The organism is Blastococcus saxobsidens DD2 (assembly GCF_000284015.1).
Lineage (GTDB): Bacteria > Actinomycetota > Actinomycetes > Mycobacteriales > Geodermatophilaceae > Blastococcus > Blastococcus saxobsidens_A.
Window position 1 is genome coordinate 3567312 of the sequence record NC_016943.1, and the last position, 25209, is coordinate 3592520.

Annotated in this window: 19 protein-coding genes and 3 rRNA genes; 7 read left to right on the forward strand and 15 right to left on the reverse strand. The window is 70.3% G+C overall.

Annotated elements, in window-relative coordinates; all coding sequences use genetic code 11:
• Nucleotides 1-4: 4 nt before the first annotated feature.
• The gene (locus BLASA_RS25190; RefSeq protein ID WP_166486574.1) at nucleotides 5-277 is read right to left on the reverse strand and encodes a TM2 domain-containing protein; all 273 of its coding nucleotides are present in this window, start codon (nucleotides 275-277) and stop codon (nucleotides 5-7) included.
• A gap of 369 nt (nucleotides 278-646) precedes the next feature.
• Here BLASA_RS25190 and BLASA_RS16865 point away from each other — a divergent pair, with 369 nt between their 5' ends.
• Nucleotides 647-1504 (forward strand): DNA-formamidopyrimidine glycosylase family protein, encoded by an 858-nt coding sequence (locus tag BLASA_RS16865; protein WP_041775821.1) that lies wholly within the window; start codon nucleotides 647-649, stop codon nucleotides 1502-1504.
• Between the two features lie 60 nt (nucleotides 1505-1564).
• Here the strand turns inward: BLASA_RS16865 and BLASA_RS16870 are convergent, their stop codons facing one another.
• Complete coding sequence (locus tag BLASA_RS16870) at nucleotides 1565-2401, reverse strand: PspA/IM30 family protein (RefSeq protein ID WP_014377424.1); 837 nt, start codon at nucleotides 2399-2401, stop codon at nucleotides 1565-1567.
• A gap of 128 nt (nucleotides 2402-2529) precedes the next feature.
• Here BLASA_RS16870 and BLASA_RS16875 point away from each other — a divergent pair, with 128 nt between their 5' ends.
• Both BLASA_RS16875 and BLASA_RS16880 read left to right on the forward strand, forming a co-directional pair.
• Nucleotides 2530-3543 (forward strand): PfkB family carbohydrate kinase, encoded by a 1014-nt coding sequence (locus tag BLASA_RS16875; RefSeq protein WP_014377425.1) that lies wholly within the window; start codon nucleotides 2530-2532, stop codon nucleotides 3541-3543.
• Nucleotides 3540-4034, forward strand: coding sequence for a GNAT family N-acetyltransferase (locus tag BLASA_RS16880; protein WP_014377426.1), 495 nt, complete (start codon nucleotides 3540-3542; stop codon nucleotides 4032-4034). Before BLASA_RS16875 ends, BLASA_RS16880 begins: the two co-directional genes overlap by 4 nt.
• A gap of 41 nt (nucleotides 4035-4075) precedes the next feature.
• On the opposite strand, the gene BLASA_RS26340 is transcribed toward BLASA_RS16880, so the two are convergent.
• The 4 genes from BLASA_RS26340 to BLASA_RS16900 all read right to left on the reverse strand — a co-directional run bounded on the left by BLASA_RS26340 (nucleotide 4076) and on the right by BLASA_RS16900 (nucleotide 9470).
• Nucleotides 4076-4477, reverse strand: coding sequence for a helix-turn-helix domain-containing protein (locus BLASA_RS26340; protein WP_014377427.1), 402 nt, complete (start codon nucleotides 4475-4477; stop codon nucleotides 4076-4078).
• Between the two features lie 271 nt (nucleotides 4478-4748).
• Complete coding sequence (gene pgsA, locus BLASA_RS16890) at nucleotides 4749-5411, reverse strand: CDP-diacylglycerol--glycerol-3-phosphate 3-phosphatidyltransferase (protein WP_231839484.1); 663 nt, start codon at nucleotides 5409-5411, stop codon at nucleotides 4749-4751.
• A 5-nt stretch (nucleotides 5412-5416) separates the two neighbouring features.
• A complete protein-coding gene (locus tag BLASA_RS16895) occupies nucleotides 5417-6883 on the reverse strand; it encodes a MiaB/RimO family radical SAM methylthiotransferase (protein WP_014377429.1) in 1467 nt (488 codons plus the stop codon).
• 67 nt (nucleotides 6884-6950) lie between these two features.
• A complete protein-coding gene (locus tag BLASA_RS16900) occupies nucleotides 6951-9470 on the reverse strand; it encodes an FtsK/SpoIIIE family DNA translocase (RefSeq protein ID WP_014377430.1) in 2520 nt (839 codons plus the stop codon).
• Between the two features lie 89 nt (nucleotides 9471-9559).
• Here BLASA_RS16900 and BLASA_RS16905 point away from each other — a divergent pair, with 89 nt between their 5' ends.
• Nucleotides 9560-11491: an alpha/beta hydrolase family protein gene (locus BLASA_RS16905; RefSeq protein ID WP_014377431.1), complete on the forward strand. Its 1932-nt coding sequence runs from the start codon at nucleotides 9560-9562 to the stop codon at nucleotides 11489-11491.
• A gap of 97 nt (nucleotides 11492-11588) precedes the next feature.
• On the opposite strand, the gene BLASA_RS16910 is transcribed toward BLASA_RS16905, so the two are convergent.
• The 5 genes from BLASA_RS16910 to thyX all read right to left on the reverse strand — a co-directional run bounded on the left by BLASA_RS16910 (nucleotide 11589) and on the right by thyX (nucleotide 16440).
• Complete coding sequence (locus tag BLASA_RS16910; RefSeq protein ID WP_014377432.1) at nucleotides 11589-13289, reverse strand: ribonuclease J; 1701 nt, start codon at nucleotides 13287-13289, stop codon at nucleotides 11589-11591.
• 14 nt (nucleotides 13290-13303) lie between these two features.
• The gene (gene dapA, locus BLASA_RS16915) at nucleotides 13304-14200 is read right to left on the reverse strand and encodes a 4-hydroxy-tetrahydrodipicolinate synthase (protein WP_014377433.1); all 897 of its coding nucleotides are present in this window, start codon (nucleotides 14198-14200) and stop codon (nucleotides 13304-13306) included.
• On the reverse strand, nucleotides 14197-14730 hold the full coding sequence (locus BLASA_RS16920; protein ID WP_014377434.1) for a dihydrofolate reductase: 534 nt from the start codon (nucleotides 14728-14730) through the stop codon (nucleotides 14197-14199). Before BLASA_RS16920 ends, dapA begins: the two co-directional genes overlap by 4 nt.
• A gap of 73 nt (nucleotides 14731-14803) precedes the next feature.
• Nucleotides 14804-15610, reverse strand: a complete 807-nt coding sequence (locus tag BLASA_RS16925) for a thymidylate synthase (protein WP_014377435.1) — start codon at nucleotides 15608-15610, stop codon at nucleotides 14804-14806.
• Nucleotides 15611-15687: 77 nt separating this feature from the next.
• Nucleotides 15688-16440: an FAD-dependent thymidylate synthase gene (gene thyX / locus BLASA_RS16930; RefSeq protein WP_014377436.1), complete on the reverse strand. Its 753-nt coding sequence runs from the start codon at nucleotides 16438-16440 to the stop codon at nucleotides 15688-15690.
• 47 nt (nucleotides 16441-16487) lie between these two features.
• Between thyX and BLASA_RS16935 the strand changes: the two genes are divergently transcribed.
• The gene (locus BLASA_RS16935) at nucleotides 16488-16919 is read left to right on the forward strand and encodes a DUF1232 domain-containing protein (RefSeq protein WP_014377437.1); all 432 of its coding nucleotides are present in this window, start codon (nucleotides 16488-16490) and stop codon (nucleotides 16917-16919) included.
• Here the strand turns inward: BLASA_RS16935 and BLASA_RS16940 are convergent.
• On the reverse strand, nucleotides 16882-18105 hold the full coding sequence (locus tag BLASA_RS16940) for a winged helix-turn-helix domain-containing protein (protein WP_014377438.1): 1224 nt from the start codon (nucleotides 18103-18105) through the stop codon (nucleotides 16882-16884). The genes BLASA_RS16935 and BLASA_RS16940 overlap by 38 nt on opposite strands.
• 65 nt (nucleotides 18106-18170) lie before the next feature.
• Between BLASA_RS16940 and BLASA_RS16945 the strand changes: the two genes are divergently transcribed.
• Both BLASA_RS16945 and BLASA_RS16950 read left to right on the forward strand, forming a co-directional pair.
• A complete protein-coding gene (locus BLASA_RS16945; protein ID WP_014377439.1) occupies nucleotides 18171-18740 on the forward strand; it encodes a GNAT family N-acetyltransferase in 570 nt (189 codons plus the stop codon).
• Complete coding sequence (locus BLASA_RS16950) at nucleotides 18737-19402, forward strand: DUF2461 domain-containing protein (RefSeq protein ID WP_014377440.1); 666 nt, start codon at nucleotides 18737-18739, stop codon at nucleotides 19400-19402. The genes BLASA_RS16945 and BLASA_RS16950 overlap by 4 nt, the downstream gene beginning before the upstream one ends.
• A gap of 151 nt (nucleotides 19403-19553) precedes the next feature.
• Here the strand turns inward: BLASA_RS16950 and rrf are convergent.
• The 3 genes from rrf to BLASA_RS16965 form a co-directional block, all read right to left on the reverse strand.
• Nucleotides 19554-19670, reverse strand: a 5S ribosomal RNA gene (gene rrf, locus BLASA_RS16955).
• Nucleotides 19671-19782: 112 nt separating this feature from the next.
• Nucleotides 19783-22909: ribosomal RNA gene (locus BLASA_RS16960) — 23S ribosomal RNA — on the reverse strand.
• A gap of 491 nt (nucleotides 22910-23400) precedes the next feature.
• Nucleotides 23401-24919 (reverse strand): 16S ribosomal RNA (locus BLASA_RS16965).
• Together the 16S, 23S and 5S rRNA genes form the textbook arrangement of a ribosomal RNA operon.
• Nucleotides 24920-25209 lie beyond the last annotated feature (290 nt).

The window sequence follows — 25209 nt, forward strand, 5'->3', positions numbered from 1 at the left end:
GGCCTCAGACCAGTCCCAGTGACCGGTTGACCGCGTACGCGTGGGCGTTGTGCCGGAGGAGCCGTTGCGACATCTGGGTGGCATCGACGATCCAGAGCACGAAAAGCGCGATCAGCCCGAAGAATCCGATGATCACGACCACGAGCAACCAGCTGAGCACGAAGCCCACCGCGTAGGCGACCCCCCAACTGGTCCGGCCGAGGTAGAAGTGGTGGGCGCCGAACGCACCGAGGAAGAGCCACAGGAGCCAGGCGGCGGTGGTGTCCTTGTAGGGCATCGGCATCACCGGGTACGGGCCGGTCGCATACGACTGGACCGGGACCTGCGGATGGCCGATGTGCTGTGGAGCAGGCTGTGGCGGCACCGGCGCGTACGGCCACCCAGGACTGGGTGGCGGAGCGGAGGCCGGCTGGCCACCGTGCTGATGGAAGGACGGACCCCACTGCGCGTTCGTCGGATCGCCGGGGCCGCCCTGCGGTGGGTAGGTCATGTCGCGTCCTCGGGTGCGGGATGAGTGCGCAGACCGGCCGGTCCGACGCCTGATGCATCGGCATCCGGCAGCGGAAGTTCACGCGAACCCGCCTGCAGGGATTCGCACGGCGCACCGCCCCCGCCTCGACCGTCCTCAGCCGGGGATCATGGGCCCGTGCCAGAAGGAGACACCGTGTGGCTGGCCGCCCAGCGCATGCACAGCGCGCTGGGCGGCGCCACCCTGCGCCGCGGCGAGTTCCGGGTTCCCCAGCTGGCGACCGTCGACCTGACCGGGGCGACGGTCACGGAGGTCGTGCCCCGCGGCAAGCACCTGCTCGTCCGGCTGGTCGACGGTCGCACGCTGCGCACGCACTTCCGGATGGACGGCAGCTGGCACATCTACCGGCCCGGCACGCGGTGGCAGGGCGGACCCGCCCATGACGTCCGCATGGTGCTGGCCACCGGCGAGTGGGAGTGCGTCGGCTACCGGTTGCACGACGTCGAGCTGGTCCCGACGGCCGAGGAGGACCGGCTCGTCGGCCACCTGGGCCCCGACATCCTGGGCCCCGACTGGGATCTGGAGGAGGCACTGCGCCGGCTGCGCGGCGACCCCGACGCCCAGGTGGGCGTCGCGATCCTCGACCAGCGGAATCTGGCGGGGATCGGGAACCTCTACAAGGTCGAGTCGCTGTTCCTGCTCGGGCTGAACCCCTGGGCCCGCGTGGCCGACGTCGACGAGCGGCTGCGCCCGCTGATCGAACGCGCGCAGCGGCTGATGCGCGCGAACCTGCACCACCCGGAGCAGAACACGACCGGCGACCGGCGGCGCGGCCGCGACCACTGGGTGTTCGGCCGGCAAGGCAAGCCGTGCTTCCGCTGCGGCACCGCGATCCTGCTCGGCGAGCAGGGTCCGCCGCTGCAGGAGCGGGTCACCTGGTGGTGCCCGCGCTGCCAGGCGGCCCGCTCTCCGATCGACCCACAGGCCCGCACCGGGGAGCCGGACCGCCCGCGGCCGGTGACCGTCTACCGCTGACGGCCCTCCCGCAGGGTTCCGCCGCGAGCCTGCGGGCGGTGGGGGGCCAGGAGGGTCCTGCTACTGCTCGGGCCGATCGGCCGGCTGGGCCTCGTGCTGCTCGGCGGCCGGCTGCGGCATCGATGCACCCTGCTCGATCGCACCCGCGGCAGACGTGCCCTCGACGGCCGGCGTGCCGCCGCCCATCGAGGCCCGAATCTGGTCCAGCCGGGAGGAGCCGGCGACGTCGAGGGTCGCCTTCTGCACCTCGAGCATCCGGCCCTCGACCGAGGTCTGCGCCAGTTCGGCCTGACCCAGCGCGTTGGCGTAGCGGGCCTCGATCTTGTCGCGGACCTCACCCAGGTTCGGGGTGTTGCCCGGCGCGGAGAGCTCGTTCACCTGACGCATCGAGGCGGCGACGTGCTCCTGCATCTTGGCCTGCTCCAGCTGGCTCATCAGCTTGGTGCGCTCGGCCAGCGTCGTCTGCAGCCGCATCCGGGACTGCTCGACCGCCCCCCGGGCCTGCTCGGCGGCCTGCAGCGCCTCGTCGTGACTGCGCTTGAGGTCCTCCATCGACTGCTCGGCGGCCACCAGCTGGGTGGCGAACGCCTGCGCGGCCTGCTCGTACTCGGCGGCCTTGGCGGCGTCCCCCTTGGCCCGCGTCTGATCGGCCAGCACGAGCGCCTGGCGGGCGGAGGACTGGAGCTTCTCCACCTCGCCGAGCTGCCGGTTCAGCCGCATCTCGAGCTGGCGCTGGTTGCCCAGCACCGCGGCGGCCTGGTTGGCCAGGGACTGGTGGCGCTGCTGCTCGGCCTCGATGGCCTGGGCGATCTGGATCTTCGGGTCCGCACGCTGGTCGATCTGCGCGTTGGCCGATGCGGTGAGGTACTTCCACAGCTTCACGAACGGATTGGGCATGGGTGGGTCCTCCTGCTCCGGCGCACAGCCGGCCCGGCAATGCTCGTCACCGAGCATCGTTCCAGGTGATCGCCCCCCGGAGCCAACGCGGGCGTCCTCACGGGTGAGGCGCAGCTAGGGTTCGGGGCGTGCAGACCCCTGGCCGGACGCTCTGCGTCCTCGGCGAACTGGTCGTCGACCTGCTGCCCGTGCCCGAGGCAGGTGCGGGACCGGATGGCACGTCACCGCACTACGTCGCCCGTCCCGGGGGCAACGCGCTGAACGTCGCCGTCGCCGCCGGACGGCTGGGCGCGCCGGTGCGGTTGCTGGCCCGGCTCGGCACCGGCCCGCTGGCCGGGCACCTGCGGCGGCACGCCGAGCTCGCGGGGGTCGACACCGCCGGGTTCGTCGACGCCGGGGAGCCGATCAGCCTCGCCGTCGTCGGCCTCGGGCAGGACGGCAGCCCCGACTACGGCTTCCACGTGGTCGGCGCGGCCGACTGGCGGTGGACCGAGGAGGAGCTGGGCCGGGTCCTCCCGGACGAGGTGGGTGCCCTGCACGTCGGTTCCATCTCCAGCTGGACCGAGCCGGGCAGCGCCGCCATCGCCCGCCTCGTCGCCCGGCTGGGCGACGACGCGCTGGTCAGCGTCGACCCCAACATCCGGCCGATGCTCGCCGACGGCCCGGTCGGGGCCTCCCTCGGCAACGACCGCGCGGGGGTCACCCGCCGCCTGGTCGAGCTCGTCGCGCACGCCGACCTGGTCAAGGTGAGCGCCGAGGACCTCGCCTGGCTGGAGCCGGACACCACCGACCTGGACGAGGCCGCTCGCCGCTGGGCGGACCGGGGACCGGCACTGGTGGTGCTCACCGACGGCGGCGGACCGCTGCGGATCGCCCGCCCGGACCGGCCGGTGCTGCACCGGGAGAGCCCGCGTGTGGACGTCGTCGACACCGTCGGCGCCGGCGACTCGCTCGCCGCGGGCCTGCTCACCGGACTGCTTGCCGTGGGTGTCGCCAGCCGCACGTCGCTGGCGGGCCTCCCCGACGAGGAGCTGCTGGCCCTGGTGGACGACGCGGCGCTGGTCGCGGCGCTGAACTGCACGCGGGTGGGCGCCGATCCCCCGACGCGCGACGAGCTGGCCGCCGCCCGGGACCGCCGGTGACGGAGGACCGTCTCCGGCTGGTCGGCTTCGAGGAGCTCTCCGCCGGCGCGTTGCTCGGCCGGCTGCTCGCCCGCCGGGCCGAGTTCTGGGCGGGCTCGGCGCTCGACGACGCGTCGATCACCGGGCTGCACGACCCGGTGTTCTTCCACCAGCTCGGCGGGTTCGGCGCCCTCGCCCTCACCGCGGACGACGAGGACGCGGGTTACCTGCTGGGCGTGGTGAGCGCGGACCGCCTCGGCGTGGTGCAAGCGGTCGCCGTCCATCCCGACCACCGCGGCCGCGGGATCGCGGTCAGACTGCTCGGGCGTTTCGCCGGCCTGGCCGGGGGCGTGGGCGCCCGCGTCGTGCAGGGCGTGGCGCTGCCCGGCGATCCGGCCGCAGCCGTCCTGGCCGCCCGGTTCGGCGCGCACGCCGCGCCGTCGCCCGGCCACGCCGGTCCGGGCGCCGACCGGGTGGTCTTCACCCGCGCCCTACCCCCGCACCAGGCCTGACCGCCGCGACGAGGCCGCCGGCCCCGTCCGGGCGCGCGTCCTCAGGCGGCGAGCGACACCGCGTCGCGCTGCCGCGAGGTCCGACCCTGCTGGCCCGCGCCCACGAGGGCGAGAGCCGGCTCCGCGCCGGCGTCGGTCTGCTGCTGCCCGGCCGTCGCGCCGGCGGGCGTCTCGGCGGGCGCACCCAGCGGACGCACCTCGGCGCCGGCGGTCGCGCCGCGCAACTCCAGGCTCACCTCGGCGAGCAGATCGGCCAGCTCGAGCTCCAGGGCGTCGCAGATGGAGGCCAACAGCTCCGAGGACGCTTCCTTCTGCCCACGCTCCACCTCGGAGAGGTATCCCAGGCTGACCCGGGCAGCACCGGAGACGTCGCGCAACGTGCGGTGCTGACGCAGCCGGTGGCCGCGCAGGGTGTTCCCGAGCTGGGTGCGCAGCAGCATCATGGCCGTCTCCTGTCCTGCGAGCGGGGAAGCGGCGGTGCCGTCGAGCACCGTGCGCCCACGGTACGCGGCACCCGTACCGGCAGCCTGCCGACGGGCCCGAGTCCGCTCATGGCGTAACGCCGGCCTCCCCTCCGGCGTTCCCGCGCGCGGGCTCGCGCAGCCGGTCGAGCAGGGCGGGTGAGGGACTCCGCCGCCGCCAGGACCTCGCCGCGGGCGAGCAGCGCGCGGTGGACGTCGCCGGTGAGCGCCTCCAGCCGGGAGGTCACGTCGCTCAGGCGGCGGTGTCCGTGCGGGCGCCCGCGCCGGGCCCCGCGGCACGGCGCGCGGCGGCGGCACGCATGGCCCGGGCGCTGGTCTGGCGCAGCGTCACGGCCCGGTAGACGTAGTCCAGGCCCGACAGCACGGTCAGCAGCACGGCTGCTGCCATCACCCACCAGCGGGTGGTCGCCAGCGCCCCGGTGAGCGGGAGGATGTAGAGGGCGATCGCGAGGGACTGCACCACGGTCTTGGCCTTGCCGCCACGGCTGGCGGCGATGACCCCGTGCCGGATCACCCAGAAGCGCAGCAGCGTGACGCCGACCTCGCGGACGAGGATGACCGCCGTCACCCACCACGGCAGGAACGCGAGGATCGACAGGCCGATGAGCGCGGTCCCGGTGAGCGCCTTGTCGGCGATCGGGTCCGCCAGCTTCCCGAACTCGGTCACCTGCCCGGTACGCCGTGCGATCAGCCCGTCGTACCGGTCGGTGATGATCGCCAGGCCGAAGACCAGCGTCGCCCAGTAGCGCCCGGCGTCGTCGAGGCCGTGGTCCTGCAGCAGGAGCACGGCGAAGACGGGGACGAGAGCCAGTCGCAGCACGGTGAGCGCGTTGGGCAGGTTGACCAGCCTGACCGACTGCGGCGGCGTCACGACCGGGTCGGCGGCGTCGGTCACAGCGGTCACCGCCCCGCTGGGGCGGCGGCGGGCACGAGGGCGCGGGCGACGAGGTCGACGCCCTCGGTGTCGACGACCTCCGCGTCGACCAGCCGGCCGTCGACCGCGTCGGCCGGCACCCCGGTGACGGTGGTGGTGCCGTCGGCGTCGGGGTCCTGGTGCCCGGCGTGCCCCAGCCATGTCCCGGGCCCCTCGGTGGCCGAGAGGTCCTCGGTGAGCAGGACCTCGACCCGCTCGCCGATCCGGTCCTCGGCCCGCTGCGCGGTGAGCTCCTCGACCAGGTCGGTGATCCGCCGGACGCGGGCGTCGATCTCGTGCTGCGCGAGCTTGCCGGCCAGCCGCATCGCCTCGGTGCCCTCCTCGTCGGAGTAGCCGAACACACCGACCGCGTCCAGGCGGCCCTCGGTGAGGAAGCGCTCGAGTTCAGCGACGTCGTCCTCGGTCTCGCCGGGGAAGCCGAGGATGACGTTGGTGCGGAAGCCGGCGCCCGGTGCCAGGCTACGGGCCCGCTCGATGATGCGCAGGAAGTCGTCGGTGCCACCGAACCGTCGCATGCGGCGCAGCAGCGTCGGCGAGGAGTGCTGGAACGACAGGTCGAAGTACGGAGCTATGACTCCCCCGTGGCCCCCCGCACCGGCGATGACCTCCAGGAGCCCGGGGCGCAGCTCGGCCGGCTGCAGGTAGGCCACGCGGACCCGCACGATCCCCTCGACGGCGGCCAGCTGCGGCAGCAGCTTCTCGAGCGAGCGCAGGTCGCCGAGGTCCTTGCCGTAGGACGTGGAGTTCTCGCTGACCAGCACCAGCTCGCGGACGCCCTGCGAGGCCAGCCACGCCGCCTCGGACAGCACCTCGGCGGGCGGACGGGAGACGAAGGCGCCCCGGAAGGTCGGGATCGCGCAGAACGCGCAGCGCCGGTCGCAGCCCGAGGCGAGCTTCAGCGCCGCCGTCGGGCCCGAGGCCAGCCGGCGCCGGCGGAGCCAGTCGTGCCCGGGGATGGCCGGCGCGCTGTCCTCTCCCCGCCCCCCGGCCCCGGCGAGGACCGCCGAACGCTGGACGGGGCTGATCGGCAGCAGGGTGCGGCGGTCGCGCGGGGTGTGCGGCACGAGCGGGCGGCCGGTGAGGACGTCGTCGAGCCGCTCGCCGATCGCGGCGTAGTCGTCGAAGCCGAGCACGGTGGCCTCCGGCAGCGCCCCGGCGAGCTCGGAGCCGTAGCGCTCGGCCATGCAGCCGACCGCCACGACGGAGGCACCGGAGTCGGTCGCAGCCAGGATCGCGTCGACCGAGTCCTTCTTGGCCGTCTCGATGAACCCGCAGGTGTTGACCAGGACGGCGTCGGCGCCGTCGGCGTCCTCGACGAGCTCGTACCCGTCGGCGGCCAGTCGGCCGGCCAACTCCTCGGAGTCGACCTCGTTGCGGGCGCACCCGAGCGTCACCACGGCCACGGTCCGGGCAGGGCGGGGCGTGGCTGTCACCCGCCCATCGTAGTCGCCGGACCGGCGGTTCCCACCTCGCGTCGGAGTGATCCCGCCCGTAGCTGCGTCAGCCCTCGCCGCCGCGGATGGTGAACAACGTCGCCTCGAGCTCGTCGGGCTTGATCAGCACGTCGCGGGCCTTGGAGCCCTCGGAGGGTCCGACGATGCCGCGGCTCTCCATGAGGTCCATGAGGCGGCCGGCCTTGGCGAAGCCGACCCGGAGCTTGCGCTGGAGCATCGACGTCGACCCGAACTGGCTGGTGACGATCAGCTCCACGGCCTGCAGCAGCAGGTCCAGGTCACCGCCGATGTCCTCGTCGATCTCCTTCTTCTCACCGGTCGAACCGGCGGAGAAGACCTCCTCGCGGTACTCCGGCTCGGCCTGGCGCTTGGTGAACTCGACGACCGCCTCGATCTCGGCGTCGGTGACGAAGGCGCCCTGGACGCGCATCGGTTTGCCGGCGCCGATGGGCATGAACAGGGCGTCACCCATGCCGATGAGCTTCTCCGCGCCCGGCTGGTCGAGGATGACCCGGCTGTCGGTGAGGCTGGAGGTCGAGAAGGCCAGCCGGGAGGGCACGTTGGCCTTGATCAGGCCGGTGACGACGTCGACCGACGGGCGCTGCGTGGCCAGGATCAGGTGGATGCCGGCGGCACGGGCCTTCTGGGTGATCCGGACGATGTGCTCTTCGACGTCGCGCGGCGCCACCATCATCAGGTCGGCGAGCTCGTCGACGATCGCCAGGATGTACGGGTAGGGCCGGTAGACCCGCTCGCTCCCCGGCGGGGCGGTGATCTCGCCCTTCTCCACCTTGCGGTTGAAGTCGTCGATGTGCCGGACGCCGGTGGACTTCATGTCCTGGTAGCGCTGCTCCATCTCCTCGACCAGCCAGGCCAGCGCGGTCGCGGCCTTCTTGGGGTCGGTGATGATCGGCGTGATCAGGTGCGGGATGCCGTCGTAGGGCGTCAGCTCGACCATCTTCGGGTCGACCAGGATCATCCGCAGCTGGTCCGGGGTGGCCCGCAGCAGCAGCGAGGTCAGGATCGAGTTGACGCAGCTGGACTTACCGGCACCCGTGGCACCGGCCACCAGGAGGTGCGGCATCTTCGCCAGGTTCGCGCAGACGAAGCCGCCCTCGATGTCCTTGCCGAGGCCGACCAGCATCGGGTGCGGGTCCTGCTTGGCGGCCTGCGAGCGCAGCACGTCGCCCAGGCTGACCTTCTCGCGGTCGGTGTTGGGCACCTCGATGCCGACGGCGGACTTGCCGGGGATCGGCGCGAGGATGCGGATGTTGTCGTTGGCCACCGCGTAGGCCATGTTCCGGGTCAGCGCGGTGATCTTCTCGACCTTGACGCCCTGACCGAGCTCCACCTCGTAGCGGGTCACCGTCGGCCCACGCGTGAACCCGGTGACGGCGGCGTCGATGTTGAACTGGTCGAGCACGCCGGTGATCGCCTCGATGGCGACGTCGTTGGCCTTCGACCGCGCCCGCGGCGGGTCCCCGGGCCGCAGCATCGACAGCGCCGGCAGCACGTAGTCGCCCTCGACCGGCTGGATGGACAGCTGCTCCGGCTCGGTGATCGGCGGGAGGTCCTCCGGCGGGAAGGTGCGGTCCTCGACCGGCCGCCGCACCGACGGCACCGGCGGCGGGGGCGCCAGCACGGTGTGCTCCGGCTCGGTGGTGCGGGTGGCCTCGGGCGCCTCGGCGTAGGCGGCGTGGTCGATGGGCCCGGTGGTGAGCAGGTCCTCGGACAGGGATCGCCGGCGGGACCGGCGGCTGACCGGCTCCTCCTCCGGCTCCTCGTCGTCGTAGTCGCCGTACTCGTCGTCCGCCTCGTCGTCGTACTCGTCGCGGCCGAGCAGCCGGTCGGTGAACTCGCGCAACCGCTCGGGAATCTGGTGCACGGGGGTGGCGGTGATGACCAGCAGCCCGAAGAAGGCCAGCAGCGTGAGCAGCACGACGGCGACCACCGCACCGAGCCCGGCGGTCAGCGGGGTGCCGACGGCCCACCCGACGAGCCCACCGGACCCTGGCCGGCCCTTCTGCGGGTCGGCCGCCGTGCCCACGATGTGGGCGATGCCCAACACCGAGGCCACGCTGCACAGCCAGCCGATGGCCAGCCGGCCGCGGGCCTCGGGCCGAGGCCCGCGACGCAGCAGCCGCAGCGACGCGAAGAAGAGGACGACCGGCAGCACCATCACCAGCGAGCCGACGATCCAGCGCACGCCGTCGGTCAGCCCGGCCCCGACCGGCCCGATGCCGTCGCTCCAGGCGGCGGCACCGAGGACGATCGCCAGACCGAGGACGGCGAGCCCGACGCCGTCGCGCCGGTGCTCGGGCGCGAGCGGCTCGGCCTCCTCCGGACGGGCGACCGAGCGGGCGAGGCCACCGGCGCCGCGGGCGAGCAGGTTCCAGCCGCCGCTGGCGATCCGCCAGAGACTCGGGCCCGCGGGGGCCTTCTTCTTCGCGGGCGGACGGCGGTTGGGCGCCTTCTTGGCAGGGGGTCGCTTCTTGCTCGCCGCCGTCGAACCCGATCGGCTGCGGGTGGCGGCCGGCCGGCGGGTCGACGTGGTGCGGGCAGGCATGCGTCAGACCGTAAGCCCGAGCGGGGTCGTCGCCGGGCAGGCCAGACGTCGTGTCCCACACCGGCCGCCCATCTCCTAACGTCACAGGCATGAGCACCGCGCTCCCCACCGGCAGCTGGCCCACCCCGATCACCTCCGAACTGGTCGTCCGCACCGCGGCGCGGCTGGGAGAGGTGGTGGTGGACGGCGAGGAGGTCTGGTGGTCGGAGTCCCGGCCCGACGAGGGCGGCCGGTCGGTGATCGTGCGGCGGTCGTCCGACGGCACGGTCGCCGACGTGCTCGCCGCGCCCTGGAACGCCCGGACCCGCGTGCACGAGTACGGCGGCGGCGCGTGGACGGTATCCGGCGGCTCCCTGTGGTTCATCGAGTTCTCCGACCAGCGGCTGTACCGACTGGACGCCGGCAGCGCCGCACCGGTCGCCGTCACTCCGGAGCCGGCGGTGCCATCGGGCGTCCGCCACGCGGACCTGCACGTCACCCCCGCCGGCGTGCTGGCCGTGCGTGAGACGCACACCGTCTCCGGTGCCGCGGCCGACGTGGTGAACGAGATCGTGCTCGTGCGGCCCGACGGCGGCACCGACGTCCTGGTCACCGGACCCGACTTCGTCTCCGACCCGCGCCCCGGACCGGACGGCGCACTCGCCTGGCTGCAGTGGGACCACCCCTCCATGCCGTGGGATGCCGCCCAGCTGGTCGTCCGCTCCGGCGACGGGAGGGAGACCGTCGTCGCCGGGGGGTCGGGCGAGTCGGTGGTGCAGCCGACGTGGGCCGCCGACGGCACGCTGTGGTTCCTCTGCGACCGCACCGACGTCTGGTCGCTGTACCGCTGGCGCGCCGGCGGCGAGGCCGAGCTGGTGCTGGACGTCGGCAGCGACATCGCCGGTCCGCAGTGGCGGTTCGGACAGCGCCGCTTCGCGCTGCTGGACGACGGGAGGGTCGCCCTGGCCTACGGCCGGGACAGCGCCGACCGGCTCGCCGTCCTCTCCCCCGGTGCGGGGCCCCGCGAGCTCGACGTCCCGTACGCGGCGTTCGGCTGCCTCGGCGCCCAGGGCACGCGGATCGTCTGCGCGGCCGGTGGGCCGGCGGCCGAGCCCGTCGTCCTCCGGGTGGACGCCGACTCCGCCACCGCGGAGGTGCTGCGCGAGGCACGCGACCTCGGCCTGGCCCCGGCGTGGTTCTCCCGGCCCGAGTTCGTCACCTTCCCCACCTCCGACGACGGCACCGGCATCGACATCGCCCACGCGGTGGTCTATCCGCCGGCCAACCCGGACGCCCAGGCACCCGACGGCGAGCTGCCACCGCTGGTGGTGATGGTCCACGGCGGGCCGACGTCCAGCCACGACCGCGTGCTCAACCTGGAGATCCAGTACTTCACCTCCCGTGGCTTCTGCGTCGCGCACGTCGACTACCGCGGCTCCACCGGCTACGGCCGCCGTTACCGGGACGCGCTGCAGGGCAGGTGGGGCGTGGTCGACCTCGACGACGTCGTCGCGTGCGCCCGCTTCCTCGCCGACGCCGGGCGGGTCGATCCGGCCCGCATGGCGATCCGCGGCGGCTCGGCCGGCGGCTACACGACCCTCGCCGCGCTCGCCATGCGCCCGGGCGTCTTCACCGCCGGCGCCAGCCACTTCGGCGTCGCCGACCTCGCGGCCCTGGCCGCCGAGACCCACAAGTTCGAGTCCCGCTACCTGGACGGGCTGGTCGCACCCTGGCCGGAGGGCGCCGGCGTCTACGCCGAGCGGTCACCGATCAACCACGTCGACACCCTCGACACCCCGCTGGCGGTCTTCCAGGGCGACGAGGACGCCGTCGTGCCGCCGTCGCAGGCTGAGGCCATCGTGGCGGCCCTGCGGGAGAGGGGGGTGCCGCACGCCTACCTGCTCTTCCCGGGGGAGCAGCACGGTTTTCGCAAGGCGGCGAACATCCGGGCAGCCCTGGACGGCGAGCTCAGCTTCTACGCGCAGGTCTGGGGCTTCGACCTGCCCGCCGCCGAGAAGCTCGCCCCGATCACGATCAGGTGACCTGATCGTTCTGGATCCTGGCTCACCGTCGGTGCTGAGCCAGGAGCCCAAATGATCAGGTGACCTGATCATTCGGGAGCCCGCGGACGAGGGCGGGTCAGACCTCCAGCACCGTCGGGATGATCATCGGGCGGCGGCGGTGCTTGTCCGACACCCACTTGCCCACGGTGCGCCGGATGATCTGCGACAGCCGGTGCGCGTCGACGCCCTCGTCCTGCAACGCCCGCTTGAGGTTGTCCTCCACCAGCCGGAGCACCTCGTCGAACGCCGCAGGGTCGTCGGAGAAGCCCTTGGTCGACAGGTGCACCGGGCGGACGATCGTCCCGGTCGAGGGCTCGATGACCACGGTGAGCGCCACGAAGCCCTCGTCGCCGAGGATCCGCCGGGCTTGCAGCGCCTCCTCGCCGACGTCGCCGACGTTCAGCCCGTCGACGTACACGTTGCCGATCGGCACGGAGCCGACGATCGTCGCCTTCCCGTCGACGAGGTCCACGACGACGCCGTCCTCGGCCAGGAGGATGCGATCGGTGGCCATGCCGGTCTCCTCGGCGAGCTTGGCGTGCGCCCGCAGGTGCCGCCACTCTCCGTGCACGGGCATCAGGTAACGCGGCTTGGCCACGTTGAGCAGCGTGCGCAGCTCACCCGCCGGCGCGTGCCCGGAGACGTGCACCCGCGCGGTCTCCTTGTGCACCACGGTCGCGCCCAGCCGGGCCAGGCCGTTGATGACCTTGTAGACGGCCGTCTCGTTGCCGGGCACCAGGGACGAGGCGAGGACGACGGTGTCACCGGCCTCGATGGTCACCTGGTGGTGGTCGCCGCGGGCCATGCGTCCCAGCGCCGACAGCGGCTCGCCCTGGGAGCCGGTGCTGACCAGCACCACCTGCTCCGGCGGCATCTTGGCCGCGTCGTCCAGGGAGACCATCAGTCCGGGTGCCACGCGTAGGAGCCCCAGGTCGCGGGCCACGCCCATGTTGCGGACCATCGAGCGACCGACGAGCGCCACCTTGCGGCCGTGCTTGTCCGCGCAGTCGAGGACCTGCTGGATCCGGTGCACGTGGCTGGCGAAGCTGGAGACGATCAGCCGCTGCGAGGCGCGGGCGAACACATCGTCCAGCACGGGGCCGATCGACCGCTCGGGCGTGACGAAGCCGGGGACCTCGGCATTGGTGGAGTCGGCGAGCAGCAGGTCGATGCCTTCCACGCCGAGCCGGGCGAACGCGCCGAGGTCGGTGAGGACGCCGTCGAGCGGCAGCTGGTCCATCTTGAAGTCGCCGGTGTGCACCAGCAGGCCGGCCGGCGTGTTCACGGCGACGGCGAGCGCGTCGGGGATCGAGTGGTTCACCGAGATGAACTCGCAGTGGAAGGGCCCGGCCAGGTGGTCGTCGCCGGCCGCGACCTCGACGAACGTGGCGTCCAGCCGGTGCTCGCGCAGCTTCGCCGCCACCAGCGCCAGGGTGAACCGCGACCCGACCAGCGGGATGTCCTCACGCAACCGCAGCAGGTACGGGATCGCCCCGATGTGGTCCTCGTGGCCGTGGGTCAGCACGACGGCGGCGATGTCGTCGAGGCGGTGCTCGATGACGCCGAAGTCGGGCAGGATCAGGTCGACGCCGGGCTGCTCGGCCTCCGGGAAGAGGACGCCGCAGTCGATGACGAGCAGGGAGCCGTCGAACTCGAGCACGGCCATGTTGCGGCCGATCTCGCCGAGACCGCCCAGCGCCATGACGCGCAGGCCCCCCTCGGGGAGCGGCGGGGGCGCCTTGAGGTCCAGATGGGGCTGGGTGACCTGACCACTCACGACGTCGTCGCCTCTCAGAGCTGGACCCCGCCGGCGGCGAGGTCGGTGCGCAGCTGCGCAATCTGTTCGGGGGTGGCATCGACCAGCGGCGGGCGCACGGGACCGGCCGGGAGGCCGAGCTCGTTCAGCGCCGCCTTGGTGAGGATGACCCCCTGGGTGCGGAAGATGCCGGTGTAGACCGGCAGCAGGCTCTGGTTGATCGACCGGGCGGTGACCAGGTCACCGCTCTCCACGGCAGCGATCATCTCGGCCAGCCGGGGGCCGACCACGTGGCTGACGACGCTGACCACGCCGACGCCGCCCAGGGCGAGGATCGGCAGGGTCAGCATGTCCTCGCCGCTGTAGTAGGCGAGGTCGGTCCGGGCCAGCGTCCACGCGATCGCGCCCATGTCGGCCTTGGCGTCCTTGACCGCGACGATGCGTGGGTGCTCGGCCGCCCGCACGAGCGTCTCCACCTCGATCGGCACCACCGAGCGCGGCGGGATGTCGTACAGCATCACCGGCAGGTCGGTGCTGTCGGCGATCGAGGTGAAGTGCCGGAGCAGTCCGGCCTGCGGCGGGTTGTTGTAGTACGGGGTGACCACCAGCAGGCCGTCGACGCCCAGCCGCTCGGCCGACCGCGCCTTCTCGATGGAGTGCGCGGTGTCGTTGGTCCCGACGCCGGCGAGGACGGTGGCGCGGTCACCGACGGCGTCGAGGACGGCCTCCAGCACCGCGTGCTGCTCGGCGTCGCTGATCGTCGGCGATTCCCCGGTCGTGCCGAAGACGACCAGCCCGTCGCTGCCGCCCCGGTCGACCAGGTGCGCGGCCAGCTGCTGGGCCCCGGCCAGGTCGATCGAGCCGTCCTCGGCGAGGGGGGTGATCATCGCCGTCAGGACGCGCCCGAACGGCCGGGCGGGGTCGGTGGTCATGACGTGGAATCTACCGAGCCCTGCGACACGGCCGGGTCGCGCCCAGGGCGCACGTACTCCGACACCGCATAGCGCAGTCCGGCGGAGCCGGACACCGACCAGCCCTCGGTGGGCGCCCGCGACGACCGGGTCCAGCCGTCGAGGTCCGGCGCCCAGGTGTCCCCCGGGTAGTCGGCGTCCACGTCGGTGACCACCAGGCGGTCCGCGTGCGGCAGGAACGCCGCGTACACCGCTCCGCCACCGATCACCCAGAACGACTCGTGCTCGGCCAGGACCTGCTCGACGGAGTGCGCGGACCGGGCGCCGTCGGCGGACCACCCGCGGTCGGTGGTCAGCACGACGTTGTGCCGGCCGGGCAGCGGGCGGAAGCGCTCGGGCAGCGACTCCCACGTCCGCCGGCCCATCACCACCGTGGAGCCGGTGGTCAGCCGCCGGAACAGCGCGAGGTCCTCGGGGAGGTGCCAGGGCAGGCCGCCCTCTGCGCCGATGACGCCGCCGTGGGCCTGGGCCCAGATCAGCCCGACCGTCACGTGTCCGCCTCGCTGGCGCTCGTCGGGCCCGCTCCGGACCGTGCTGTGCCCATCGGTGACCTCGCAAGCTCGGTCACACCGCCACGGCTGCCCGGATCGCGGGGTGGTGCCGGTAGTCGCGCAGCGTGAAGTGCCCGTAGGTGTAGTCGAACAGCGACGGGGCCTCCGCCAGCTCCAGCGCCGGGAAGGGCCGCACGTCCCGGGAGAGCTGCTCGGTCACCTGGTCGACGTGGTTGTTGTAGATGTGGCAGTCGCCGCCCACCCAGACGAAGTCGCCCGGCGCCAGGCCCACCTGGGCGGCGATCATGCGGGTCAGCAGCGCGTAGCTGGCGATGTTGAACGGCACCCCGAGGAACATGTCGGCGCTGCGCTGGTAGAGCTGGCAGGAGAGTTTGCCGTCGGCCACGTAGAACTGGAACAGCGCGTGGCAGGGGGCCAGCGCCATCTCCGGCAGGGCGCCCACGTTCCACGCCGACACGATCATGCGCCGGGAGTCGGGGTCGGTCCGCAGCGTGTCGAGCAGCGCCGTGATCTGGTCCACCTGCTGCCCGTCCGGCGTGGGCCAGGACCGCCACTGGACGCCGTAGACCGGCCCCAGCTCACCGTCGGGCGAGGCCCATTCATCCCAGATGGTGACGCCGTTCTCCTTCAGCCAGGCGATGTTGCTGTCGCCCCGCAGGAACCACAGCAGCTCCACGGCGACCGACTTGAAGTGCACTTTCTTCGTCGTCACCAGGGGGAAGGTCTCGGACAGGTCGTACCGGAGCCGCTCGCCGAACAGGCTGACCGTGCCGGTTCCGGTCCGGTCCTCCTTCGGGGTCCCCTGCTCCAGGATCCGCCGCAGGAGGTCCTCGTACTGGGTGTCGATCGGAGCTGCCACGTACCCGAGACTACGGCCGGCCACCGACAGCTCCGGAAGGCCAGCGCCTGACGTGCCAGGAGATGCCAGCGAGGTGTTCAGCCTTCGGCGACGAAGGGGCTGGCGGCGACCTCGGTGCCGTCGGCCAGTGCGCTGATCCGGAAGTCGCCGAAGACGTTGCCGGCGACCTGCTGCAGCTCGCGCAGGCAGGCGATCGCCAGCTCGCGGATCTCGACGTCGGCGTGCTCGCTCGCCCGCATGGCGATGAAGTGCCGCCAGGCCCGGTAGTTGCCGGTGACGACGACCCGCGTCTCGGTGGCGTTGGGCAGCACCGCGCGCGCGGCCTGACGGGCCTGCTTCCGGCGCAGCGTGGCGTTGGGGACGTCGGCGAACCGCTCCTCCAGCCGCTCGAGCAGCCTCCGGTACGCGGCCAGCGACGCCTCGGTGGCGGCGCGGAACTGCTCGTGCAGCTCGGGGTCCTCGGCGATGACGGCCGGTTCGACGACGGCCGCGTCGCCCTCGGGGACGTAGCGCTGCGAGAGCTGGCTGTAGGAGAAGTGCCGGTGCCGGACCAGCTCGTGGGTCAGCGACCGGGAGACGCCGGTGAGGTACAGGCTCACGGTGCCGTGCTCGAGCACCGAGAGGTGGCCGACCTCGAGGATGTGCCGCAGGTAGCCGGCGTTGGTCGCCGTCGCCGGGTTCGGCTTGTCCCACGACTGGTAGCAGGCCCGACCGGCGAACTCGGCGAGCGCCTGGCCGCCGTCGGCGTCGGTGTCCCACGGCAGGTCCGCCGGTGGGGCGAACTGGGTCTGCGCGATGACCTGGACCCGGAGCGGCACGATCTGGGGCACGGCCCGAGCGTACGGCCGCGGGCCCGGACCCCCGGCACACTGGCAGCGTGGACGGGCCGCGCCTGCTGATCGCCGTCGCCGGCGGGCTGCTGCTCGCATGGCTGCTGCTGCTGGCCGTCCTGTGGCACACCCGCCCCGACGGGCTCACCGTGCGCGACGGCCTGCGGCTGCTGCCCGACGTCGCCCGGCTCGTACGCCGCCTGGCCGGCGACCGGTCCCTCCCGCGGCGGCTGCGGATCCGGCTGTGGCTGCTGCTGGCCTACCTGCTCTCACCGGTCGACCTGGTCCCCGACGTCGTCCCGGTCCTCGGCTACGCCGACGACGTGGTGGTCGTCGCCTGGGCGCTGCGCTCGGTGGTGCGCGGCGCCGGGGACGAGGCGCTCCTCCGGCACTGGCCGGGCGAGCCGGCCGGGCTGGCGGTGGTGTGCCGGCTGGCGGGGCTCACGCCGGGGACGACGGGACCCGGAGCGCGCGGCTGAGGTCGGGCCACAGGTCGCCCCGCTCGACGACGGCGACGTCGCCGAGCTCCACCCAGCCGGCCATCAGCCGCAGCTCGTCGGCCAGCGCCGCGGCGACGACATCGCGGTCGGTCCGCTCCTCGGCGTGGGCCGCCTGCACCCGCAGCACGCCCGCCTGCCGGTCGGCCTTGAGGTCGACGCGGGCCACGAGCCGGTCCCCGAGCAGGAACGGCAGCACGTAGTAGCCGTGCACGCGCTTGACCGCCGGCGTGTAGATCTCCAGCCGGTACCGGAACCCGAAGATGCGCTCGACCCGCGGCCGCTCCCACACCAGGGAGTCGAACGGGCTCAGCAGGGCCCGCGCGCGGACCCACCGGGGTCGGCGGGCCGCGGGATCCAGCCATGCCGGGCGGCTCCAGCCCGCCACCTCCACCGGCTGCAGCTCACCGGCATGGGCGAGCTCGGCGATCGCCGTCCGCGCATCGGCCGGGCTGAGCCGGAAGTAGTCGCGCAGATCGGTCTCGGTGGCCACCCCGAGCGCACGGGCGGCGGCGCGGACGAGTTCCCGGACGGCGTCGGCACGGTCCGGGGTGGGCGCGGCAACGATCTCGGCGGGCAGCACGCGCTCGGGCAGGTCGTAGACCCGTTCGAAGCCCGCGGTGCGGGCGGTCGCGGTCAGCGCGCCGGTGAAGAACAGGTACTCCAGGCCGGCTTTGCCGGCATGCCAGTTCCACATGCTGCCGGGCCGGTTGGGTCGCTCCTCCTGCAGCTGGCTGGCCCGGATCGGCCCGTCCGACTTGACCCGGTCGAGCAGCGCGGCGACGTACTCGGGCCGTTCCCGCTGGACCCGCGTCATCGAACCCCACGCCTCCTGGTGGGCGGCCGCCATGCGCCAGCGCAGGTACGGGTGCAACCGCACGGGGAGGAACGACGCCTCGTGCGCCCAGTACTCGAACAGCTCGTGCCGCCGGTTGGACAGCGCATCGAGCGCCGGCCGGGGGTAGGGGCCGAGGCGGCTGAAGGCGGGAAGGTAGTGCGACCGGGAGAGCACGTTCACCGAGTCGATCTGCACCACCGAGAGCCGGTCGGTGAGCCGGCGCAGCTGACGCGTGCCGATGGCGGTGGCCGGGCGCGGATCGGCGAACCCCTGCGCGGCAAGGGCGATGCGCCGGGCCAGCGCGGCAGGCAGCCGTTCGACAGCGGTCACGTCGTCCGATCCTGCCTGCCCGGTACGACCTCCGCGGCCGGGAGCCGCAGACATACGCTGCCCGGGTGACCTCCCTGCCGCCCTTCCCGCGCCTCACGGGATCGGCGGACGTCTCCGTCCGCCCCGCCCGTCCGGCCGATGCCCCGGCGATCGCCCGGGTCCAGGCGACGACGTGGCGCACGGCCTACCGCGCCGTCCTGCCCGCCGCGGTCCTCGACAGCTGGGACGACGCCGCCGTCACCGCGTCGTGGCGCCAGGCGATCACCGCGCCTCCGACGCCGCGTCACCGCGTCCTGGTCGCCGTGGAGCGCGACGAGGTGGTCGGGTTCGCAGCCGTGGCCCCGGTCGCCGACGACCAGGAGGCCGCCGAGCTCGGCCCGCTCCTGGTCGAGCCCCGGTGGGGACGCCGCGGCCACGGCAGCCGTCTGCTGGCCGCCGTCGCCGACCTGGCGGCCGGTGAGGGAGTGCGGCGGCTCCAGACGTGGCTCCCGGAATCGGACGAGGTCTCCGCGGGGTTCTTCGAGTCGGCGGGCTGGGGGGCCGACGGCTGGGCCCGCACGCTGGAGACCGGCGACGCACCCCTGCGGGAACTGCGCTGGCACACGACGCTGGACGAGGAGGTCGCGGACCGATGAGCTTCGCCGGCTTCCCCGACGAGGGGCTGGTTTTCTACGAGGGCCTCGAGGCCGACAACAGCAAGACGTACTGGACGGCGCACCGGGCGGACTACGAGGCGCACGTACGCGCCCCCATGGCGGCACTCCTCGAGGAGCTGGCCCCGCAGTTCGGCGCGGCCAAGATGTTTCGTCCCTACCGCGACGTGCGCTTCAGCCACGACAAGACGCCGTACAAGACCCACCAAGGCGCCGTGGTGACGCTCGGGGGACGCGGGGCGGGCTCCTGGTACGTCCAGATCTCCGCCGACGGACTGATGGTCTCCGGAGGGTGCTGGCGACTGGAGTCCGACCAGGTGGCGCGGTACCGCCGCGCAGTGGCCGACGACGTGCAGGGCCCCCGACTGGAGGCCGAGGTGGCCCGGCTCCGTGCCGGCGGCTGGGACATCGAGGGCGACCGCCTGGTCCGGGTGCCGGCCGGCTTCTCCGCCGACGACGACCGGATCGACCTGCTGAGGCACAAGTCGCTGCACGCCACCCGGCACTGGACGCCGGAGGACTGGCTGCACACGCCGGCAGTGCCGACCCGGGTCCGCGATTCGTGGCGGGACCTGGCGACGCTGAACGTCTGGCTGGGCGACAACGTGGGCGCCACGACGAAAGAACCGCGCCCCCGCCGCTGAGGCCTCTCCAGGCACGGCCGGACTTCTGTGCAGGAGGTCCCGGGCCGGTGGCATGTGCACCTGACGCGGGGGGACGGCAGTGTGCCCGTCCGGTGCCGGGCATGCCGAAAGGGGCCCCAGCACGGATGCTGGGGCCCCTTCGGGAATGGTTGTCCGGCGGCGTCCTACTCTCCCACCCCGTCTCCAGGGCAGTACCATCGGCGCTGAGAGGCTTAGCTTCCGGGTTCGGAATGTTGCCGGGCGTTTCCCTCTCGCCATGGCCGCCGTAACTCTGTGAACCTGTACGAACCGGTCTGGTTCGTGCGTTCAGAACCGCACAGTGGACGCGTGACATCTTCGTGTTGACCCGTTGTCACAGAGCACCTGAGTGTAGGTGTTGTGTGGTCAAGCCCTCGGCCTGTTAGTACCGGTCAGCTGCACACCTTGCGGTGCTTCCACTTCCGGCCTATCAACCCGCTGGTCTGGGCGGGGGCCTTACCCGGTTGACCCGGTGAGAGACCTCATCTTGAAGCGAGCTTCCCGCTTAGATGCTTTCAGCGGTTATCCCTGCCGAACGTAGCTAACCAGCAGTGCACCTGGCGGTACAACTGGCACACCAGAGGTTCGTCCGTCCCGGTCCTCTCGTACTAGGGACAGCTCTTCTCAAGTCTCTTACGCGCGCGGCGGATAGGGACCGAACTGTCTCACGACGTTCTAAACCCAGCTCGCGTACCGCTTTAATGGGCGAACAGCCCAACCCTTGGGACCTACTCCAGCCCCAGGATGCGACGAGCCGACATCGAGGTGCCAAACCATCCCGTCGATATGGACTCTTGGGGAAGATCAGCCTGTTATCCCCGGGGTACCTTTTATCCGTTGAGCGACACCGCTTCCACATGCCGGTGCCGGGTCACTAGTCCCAGCTTTCGCTCCTGCTCGACCCGTCGGTCTCGCAGTCAAGCTCCCTTGTGCACTTGCACTCGACACCTGATTGCCAACCAGGCTGAGGGAACCTTTGGGCGCCTCCGTTACATTTTGGGAGGCAACCGCCCCAGTTAAACTACCCACCTGACACTGTCCCTGATCCGGATCACGGACCGAGGTTAGACATCCAATTCGACCAGAGTGGTATTTCAACGGCGACTCCACGAACACTGGCGTGCCCGCTTCGCAGTCTCCCACCTATCCTACACAAGCCGAACCGAACACCAATATCAAGCTATAGTAAAGGTCCCGGGGTCTTTCCGTCCTGCCGCGCGTAACGAGCATCTTTACTCGTAGTGCAATTTCGCCGAGCCTGTGGTTGAGACAGCTGAGAAGTCGTTACGCCATTCGTGCAGGTCGGAACTTACCCGACAAGGAATTTCGCTACCTTAGGATGGTTATAGTTACCACCGCCGTTTACTGGCGCTTGAGTTCTGAGCTTCGCCTTGCGGCTAACCCGTCCCCTTAACGTTCCAGCACCGGGCAGGCGTCAGTCCGTATACATCGTCTTACGACTTCGCACGGACCTGTGTTTTTAGTAAACAGTCGCTTCTCACTGGTCTCTGCGGCCACCCACCGCTCCCCACTGCAAGAGCGGTTCACGATCGATGGCCCCCCTTCTCCCGAAGTTACGGGGGCATTTTGCCGAGTTCCTTAACCACAGTTCGCTCGATCGCCTCGGTATTCTCTACCTGACCACCTGAGTTGGTTTGGGGTACGGGCCACTCGGAACTCGCTAGAGGCTTTTCTCGGCAGCATAGGATCATCCAATTCGCCTCAATCGGCTATGCATCAGGTCTCACCCTCGTGTGGAACGGATTTACCTATCCCACGGGCCACACCCTTGCCCCGGTACTACCACTCACCGGTAGGACTACCTTCCTGCGTCACCCCATCGCTTGCCTACTACCAGTCCGGGTCCCCAGCTTCCCCGGCGTGCCCACAAGTGGGCGCACCGGCGTCGGTGGGTTAGCATCGCTGGGTTCAGCATGGGCGTTCCTTCGCGGGTACGGGAATATCAACCCGTTGTCCATCGACTACGCCTGTCGGCCTCGCCTTAGGTCCCGACTCACCCTGGGCGGATTAGCCTGGCCCAGGAACCCTTGGTCTTCCGGCGGGGGAGGTTCTCACTCCCCTCTCGCTACTCATGCCTGCATTCTCACTCGTGTGGCGTCCACGGCTGGATCACTCCGCCGCTTCCACCGCCACACGACGCTCCCCTACCCATCCACACACCTGGCCGGCACCTTCGAGAGGTACCGGCGGGCGATCATGTGAATGCCACGGCTTCGGCGGTGTGCTTGAGCCCCGCTACATTGTCGGCGCGGAACCACTTGACCAGTGAGCTATTACGCACTCTTTCAAGGGTGGCTGCTTCTAAGCCAACCTCCTGGTTGTCTCTGCGATCCCACATCCTTTTCCACTTAGCACACGCTTAGGGGCCTTAGCCGATGATCTGGGCTGTTTCCCTCTCGACTACGAACCTTATCGCCCGCAGTCTCACTGCCACGCTCTCACTTACCGGCATTCGGAGTTTGGTTGACGTCAGTAACCTTGTGGGGCCCATCGGCCATCCAGTGCTCTACCTCCGGCAAGAAACACGTGACGCTGCACCTAAATGCATTTCGGGGAGAACCAGCTATCACCGAGTTTGATTGGCCTTTCACCCCTACCCACAGCTCATCCCCCAGGTTTTCAACCCTGGTGGGTTCGGTCCTCCACGCGGTCTTACCCGCGCTTCAACCTGGCCATGGGTAGATCACTCGGCTTCGGGTCTAGAGCACGCGACTGAAGATCGCCCTGTTCGGACTCGCTTTCGCTACGGCTACCCCACACGGGTTAACCTCGCCACGTACCACTAACTCGCAGGCTCATTCTTCAAAAGGCACGCAATCACCCCCACCCCGAAGGGCATAAGGCTCTCACGGCTTGTAGGCACACGGTTTCAGGTACTATTTCACTCCCCTCCCGGGGTACTTTTCACCTTTCCCTCACGGTACTTGTCCGCTATCGGTCACCAGGGAGTATTCAGGCTTAGCGGGTGGTCCCGCCAGATTCACACCGAATTTCACGGGCTCGGTGCTACTTGGGAACAAGCTCGGGAGAGACTCGGTTTTCGTGTACGGGGCTCTCACCCTCTACGGCGACCCCTTCCAGAGGCCTTCCACTAACACAAGTCTTTTATGACTCCCCGCCACCCCGGCAGGAGTGACTGAACTGTCCCACGACCCCGCCTCCACAACGCCTGCCGGCTATCACATGGAAACGGTTTAGCCTCTTCCGCTTTCGCTCGCCACTACTCACGGAATCACTGTTGTTTTCTCTTCCTGTGGGTACTGAGATGTTTCACTTCCCCACGTTCCCTCCACACGCCCTATGTGTTCAGGCGCGGGTCACACCACATGACTGGTGCGGGGTTCCCCCATTCGGACATCCTCGGATCAACGCTCGGTTGACAGCTCCCCGAGGCTTATCGCAGCCTCCTACGTCCTTCATCGGCTCCTGGTGCCCAGGCATCCACCGTGTGCCCTTAACAACTTGGCCACACAAAAATCCCACCCACCACACGCCCGGAAGGACATCGATGAGCGGGCCTACACACTCGAAACTCTGCTAATCAGAGTCAAAAGATGCTCGCGTCCACTGTGCAGTTCTCAACGTACGACCAGCCACCGGTCACCCGACCCCGCCGAACCCGACCCACCCCGCAAGGGGCATCGGTGGTACGAGATGCAGACCGGCCCTGACACAAGGACAACAACCCGACCCCGCACGCGGGGCGGCCCGTTCCCTCAGGACCCAACAGCGTGCCTACGACCGGACCCACCCACCGACACCCCGCTCCACACGCCACCGCAAGGTGACGCCGTACTAGGGGCAGCAGCAGCTGCCGGCCGAACTGGTCAGCGTTCCACCCTCGAGCACCACCCCACACACACGCCGGCACCCGCAGATGGGCACCGATCACGATGTGGGCGCAGCTCTGGACCACCCACTACCCCAGCGGAGCTGAGTGGGCGGCCAGTGCTCCTTAGAAAGGAGGTGATCCAGCCGCACCTTCCGGTACGGCTACCTTGTTACGACTTCGTCCCAATCGCCGATCCCGCCTTCGACGGCTCCCTCCACAAGGGTTGGGCCACCGGCTTCGGGCGTTACCGACTTTCGTGACGTGACGGGCGGTGTGTACAAGGCCCGGGAACGTATTCACCGCAGCGTTGCTGATCTGCGATTACTAGCGACTCCAACTTCATGGGGTCGAGTTGCAGACCCCAATCCGAACTGAGACCGGCTTTTTGGGATTCGCTCCACCTCGCGGTATCGCAGCCCTTTGTACCAGCCATTGTAGCATGTTTGCAGCCCTAGACATAAGGGGCATGATGATTTGACGTCATCCCCACCTTCCTCCGAGTTGACCCCGGCAGTCTCCTATGAGTCCCCACCATGACGTGCTGGCAACATAGAACGAGGGTTGCGCTCGTTGCGGGACTTAACCCAACATCTCACGACACGAGCTGACGACAACCATGCACCACCTGTGCACGGCCCTTACGGACCCACCATCTCTGGAGGATTTCCGTGCATGTCAAGCCTAGGTAAGGTTCTTCGCGTTGCATCGAATTAAGCAACATGCTCCGCCGCTTGTGCGGGCCCCCGTCAATTCCTTTGAGTTTTAGCCTTGCGGCCGTACTCCCCAGGCGGGGCGCTTAATGCGTTAGCTGCGGCACGGAACTCGTGGAATGAGCCCCACACCTAGCGCCCAACGTTTACGGCGTGGACTACCAGGGTATCTAATCCTGTTCGCTCCCCACGCTTTCGCTCCTCAGCGTCAGTTTCGGCCCAGAGACCCGCCTTCGCCACCGGTGTTCCTCCTGATATCTGCGCATTTCACCGCTACACCAGGAATTCCAGTCTCCCCTGCCGAACTCAAGTCCGCCCGTATCGACTGCAGACCCGAGGTTGAGCCTCGGGATTTCACAGCCGACGCGACGAACCGCCTACGAGCTCTTTACGCCCAATAATTCCGGACAACGCTTGCACCCTACGTATTACCGCGGCTGCTGGCACGTAGTTGGCCGGTGCTTCTTCTGCAGGTACCGTCACTCTCGCTTCGTCCCTGCTGAAAGAGGTTTACAACCCGAAGGCCGTCATCCCCCACGCGGCGTCGCTGCGTCAGGCTTCCGCCCATTGCGCAATATTCCCCACTGCTGCCTCCCGTAGGAGTCTGGGCCGTGTCTCAGTCCCAGTGTGGCCGGTCACCCTCTCAGGCCGGCTACCCGTCGTCGCCTTGGTAGGCCACTACCCCACCAACAAGCTGATAGGCCGCGGGCCCATCCCCAGCCGATAAATCTTTCCACCACCAGACCATGCGGTCAGCGGTCATATCCGGTATTAGCCCCAATTTCTTGGAGTTATCCCAGAGCCAGGGGCAGGTTGCCCACGTGTTACTCACCCGTTCGCCACTGATCCCCCCGCAAGCGGAGTTCACCGTTCGACTTGCATGTGTTAAGCACGCCGCCAGCGTTCGTCCTGAGCCAGGATCAAACTCTCCGTAGATGATTTGATCGCAGCTGAGAACCGCGAGCTGACACTCGCGATATCAATCAACCAAAGGAATCCCTGCCACAACCACAACAGCCATGGCACGGGGTATTACTTGGCACTGACTTTCGGCACGCTGTTGAGTTCTCAAGGAGCGGACGCGCAGAAAATCGGCCCTTCCGGGCTTCATCCCTGGCTGGCTGTCCAACTCTACGCCGGTTTCCAGCAGCCCGTCTACCGGGGCCTGGTCCGGCGGCCCTTGCGGGCCGCGCGGCGCAAAGAGAAAGTTACACCGCCCCCCAGGC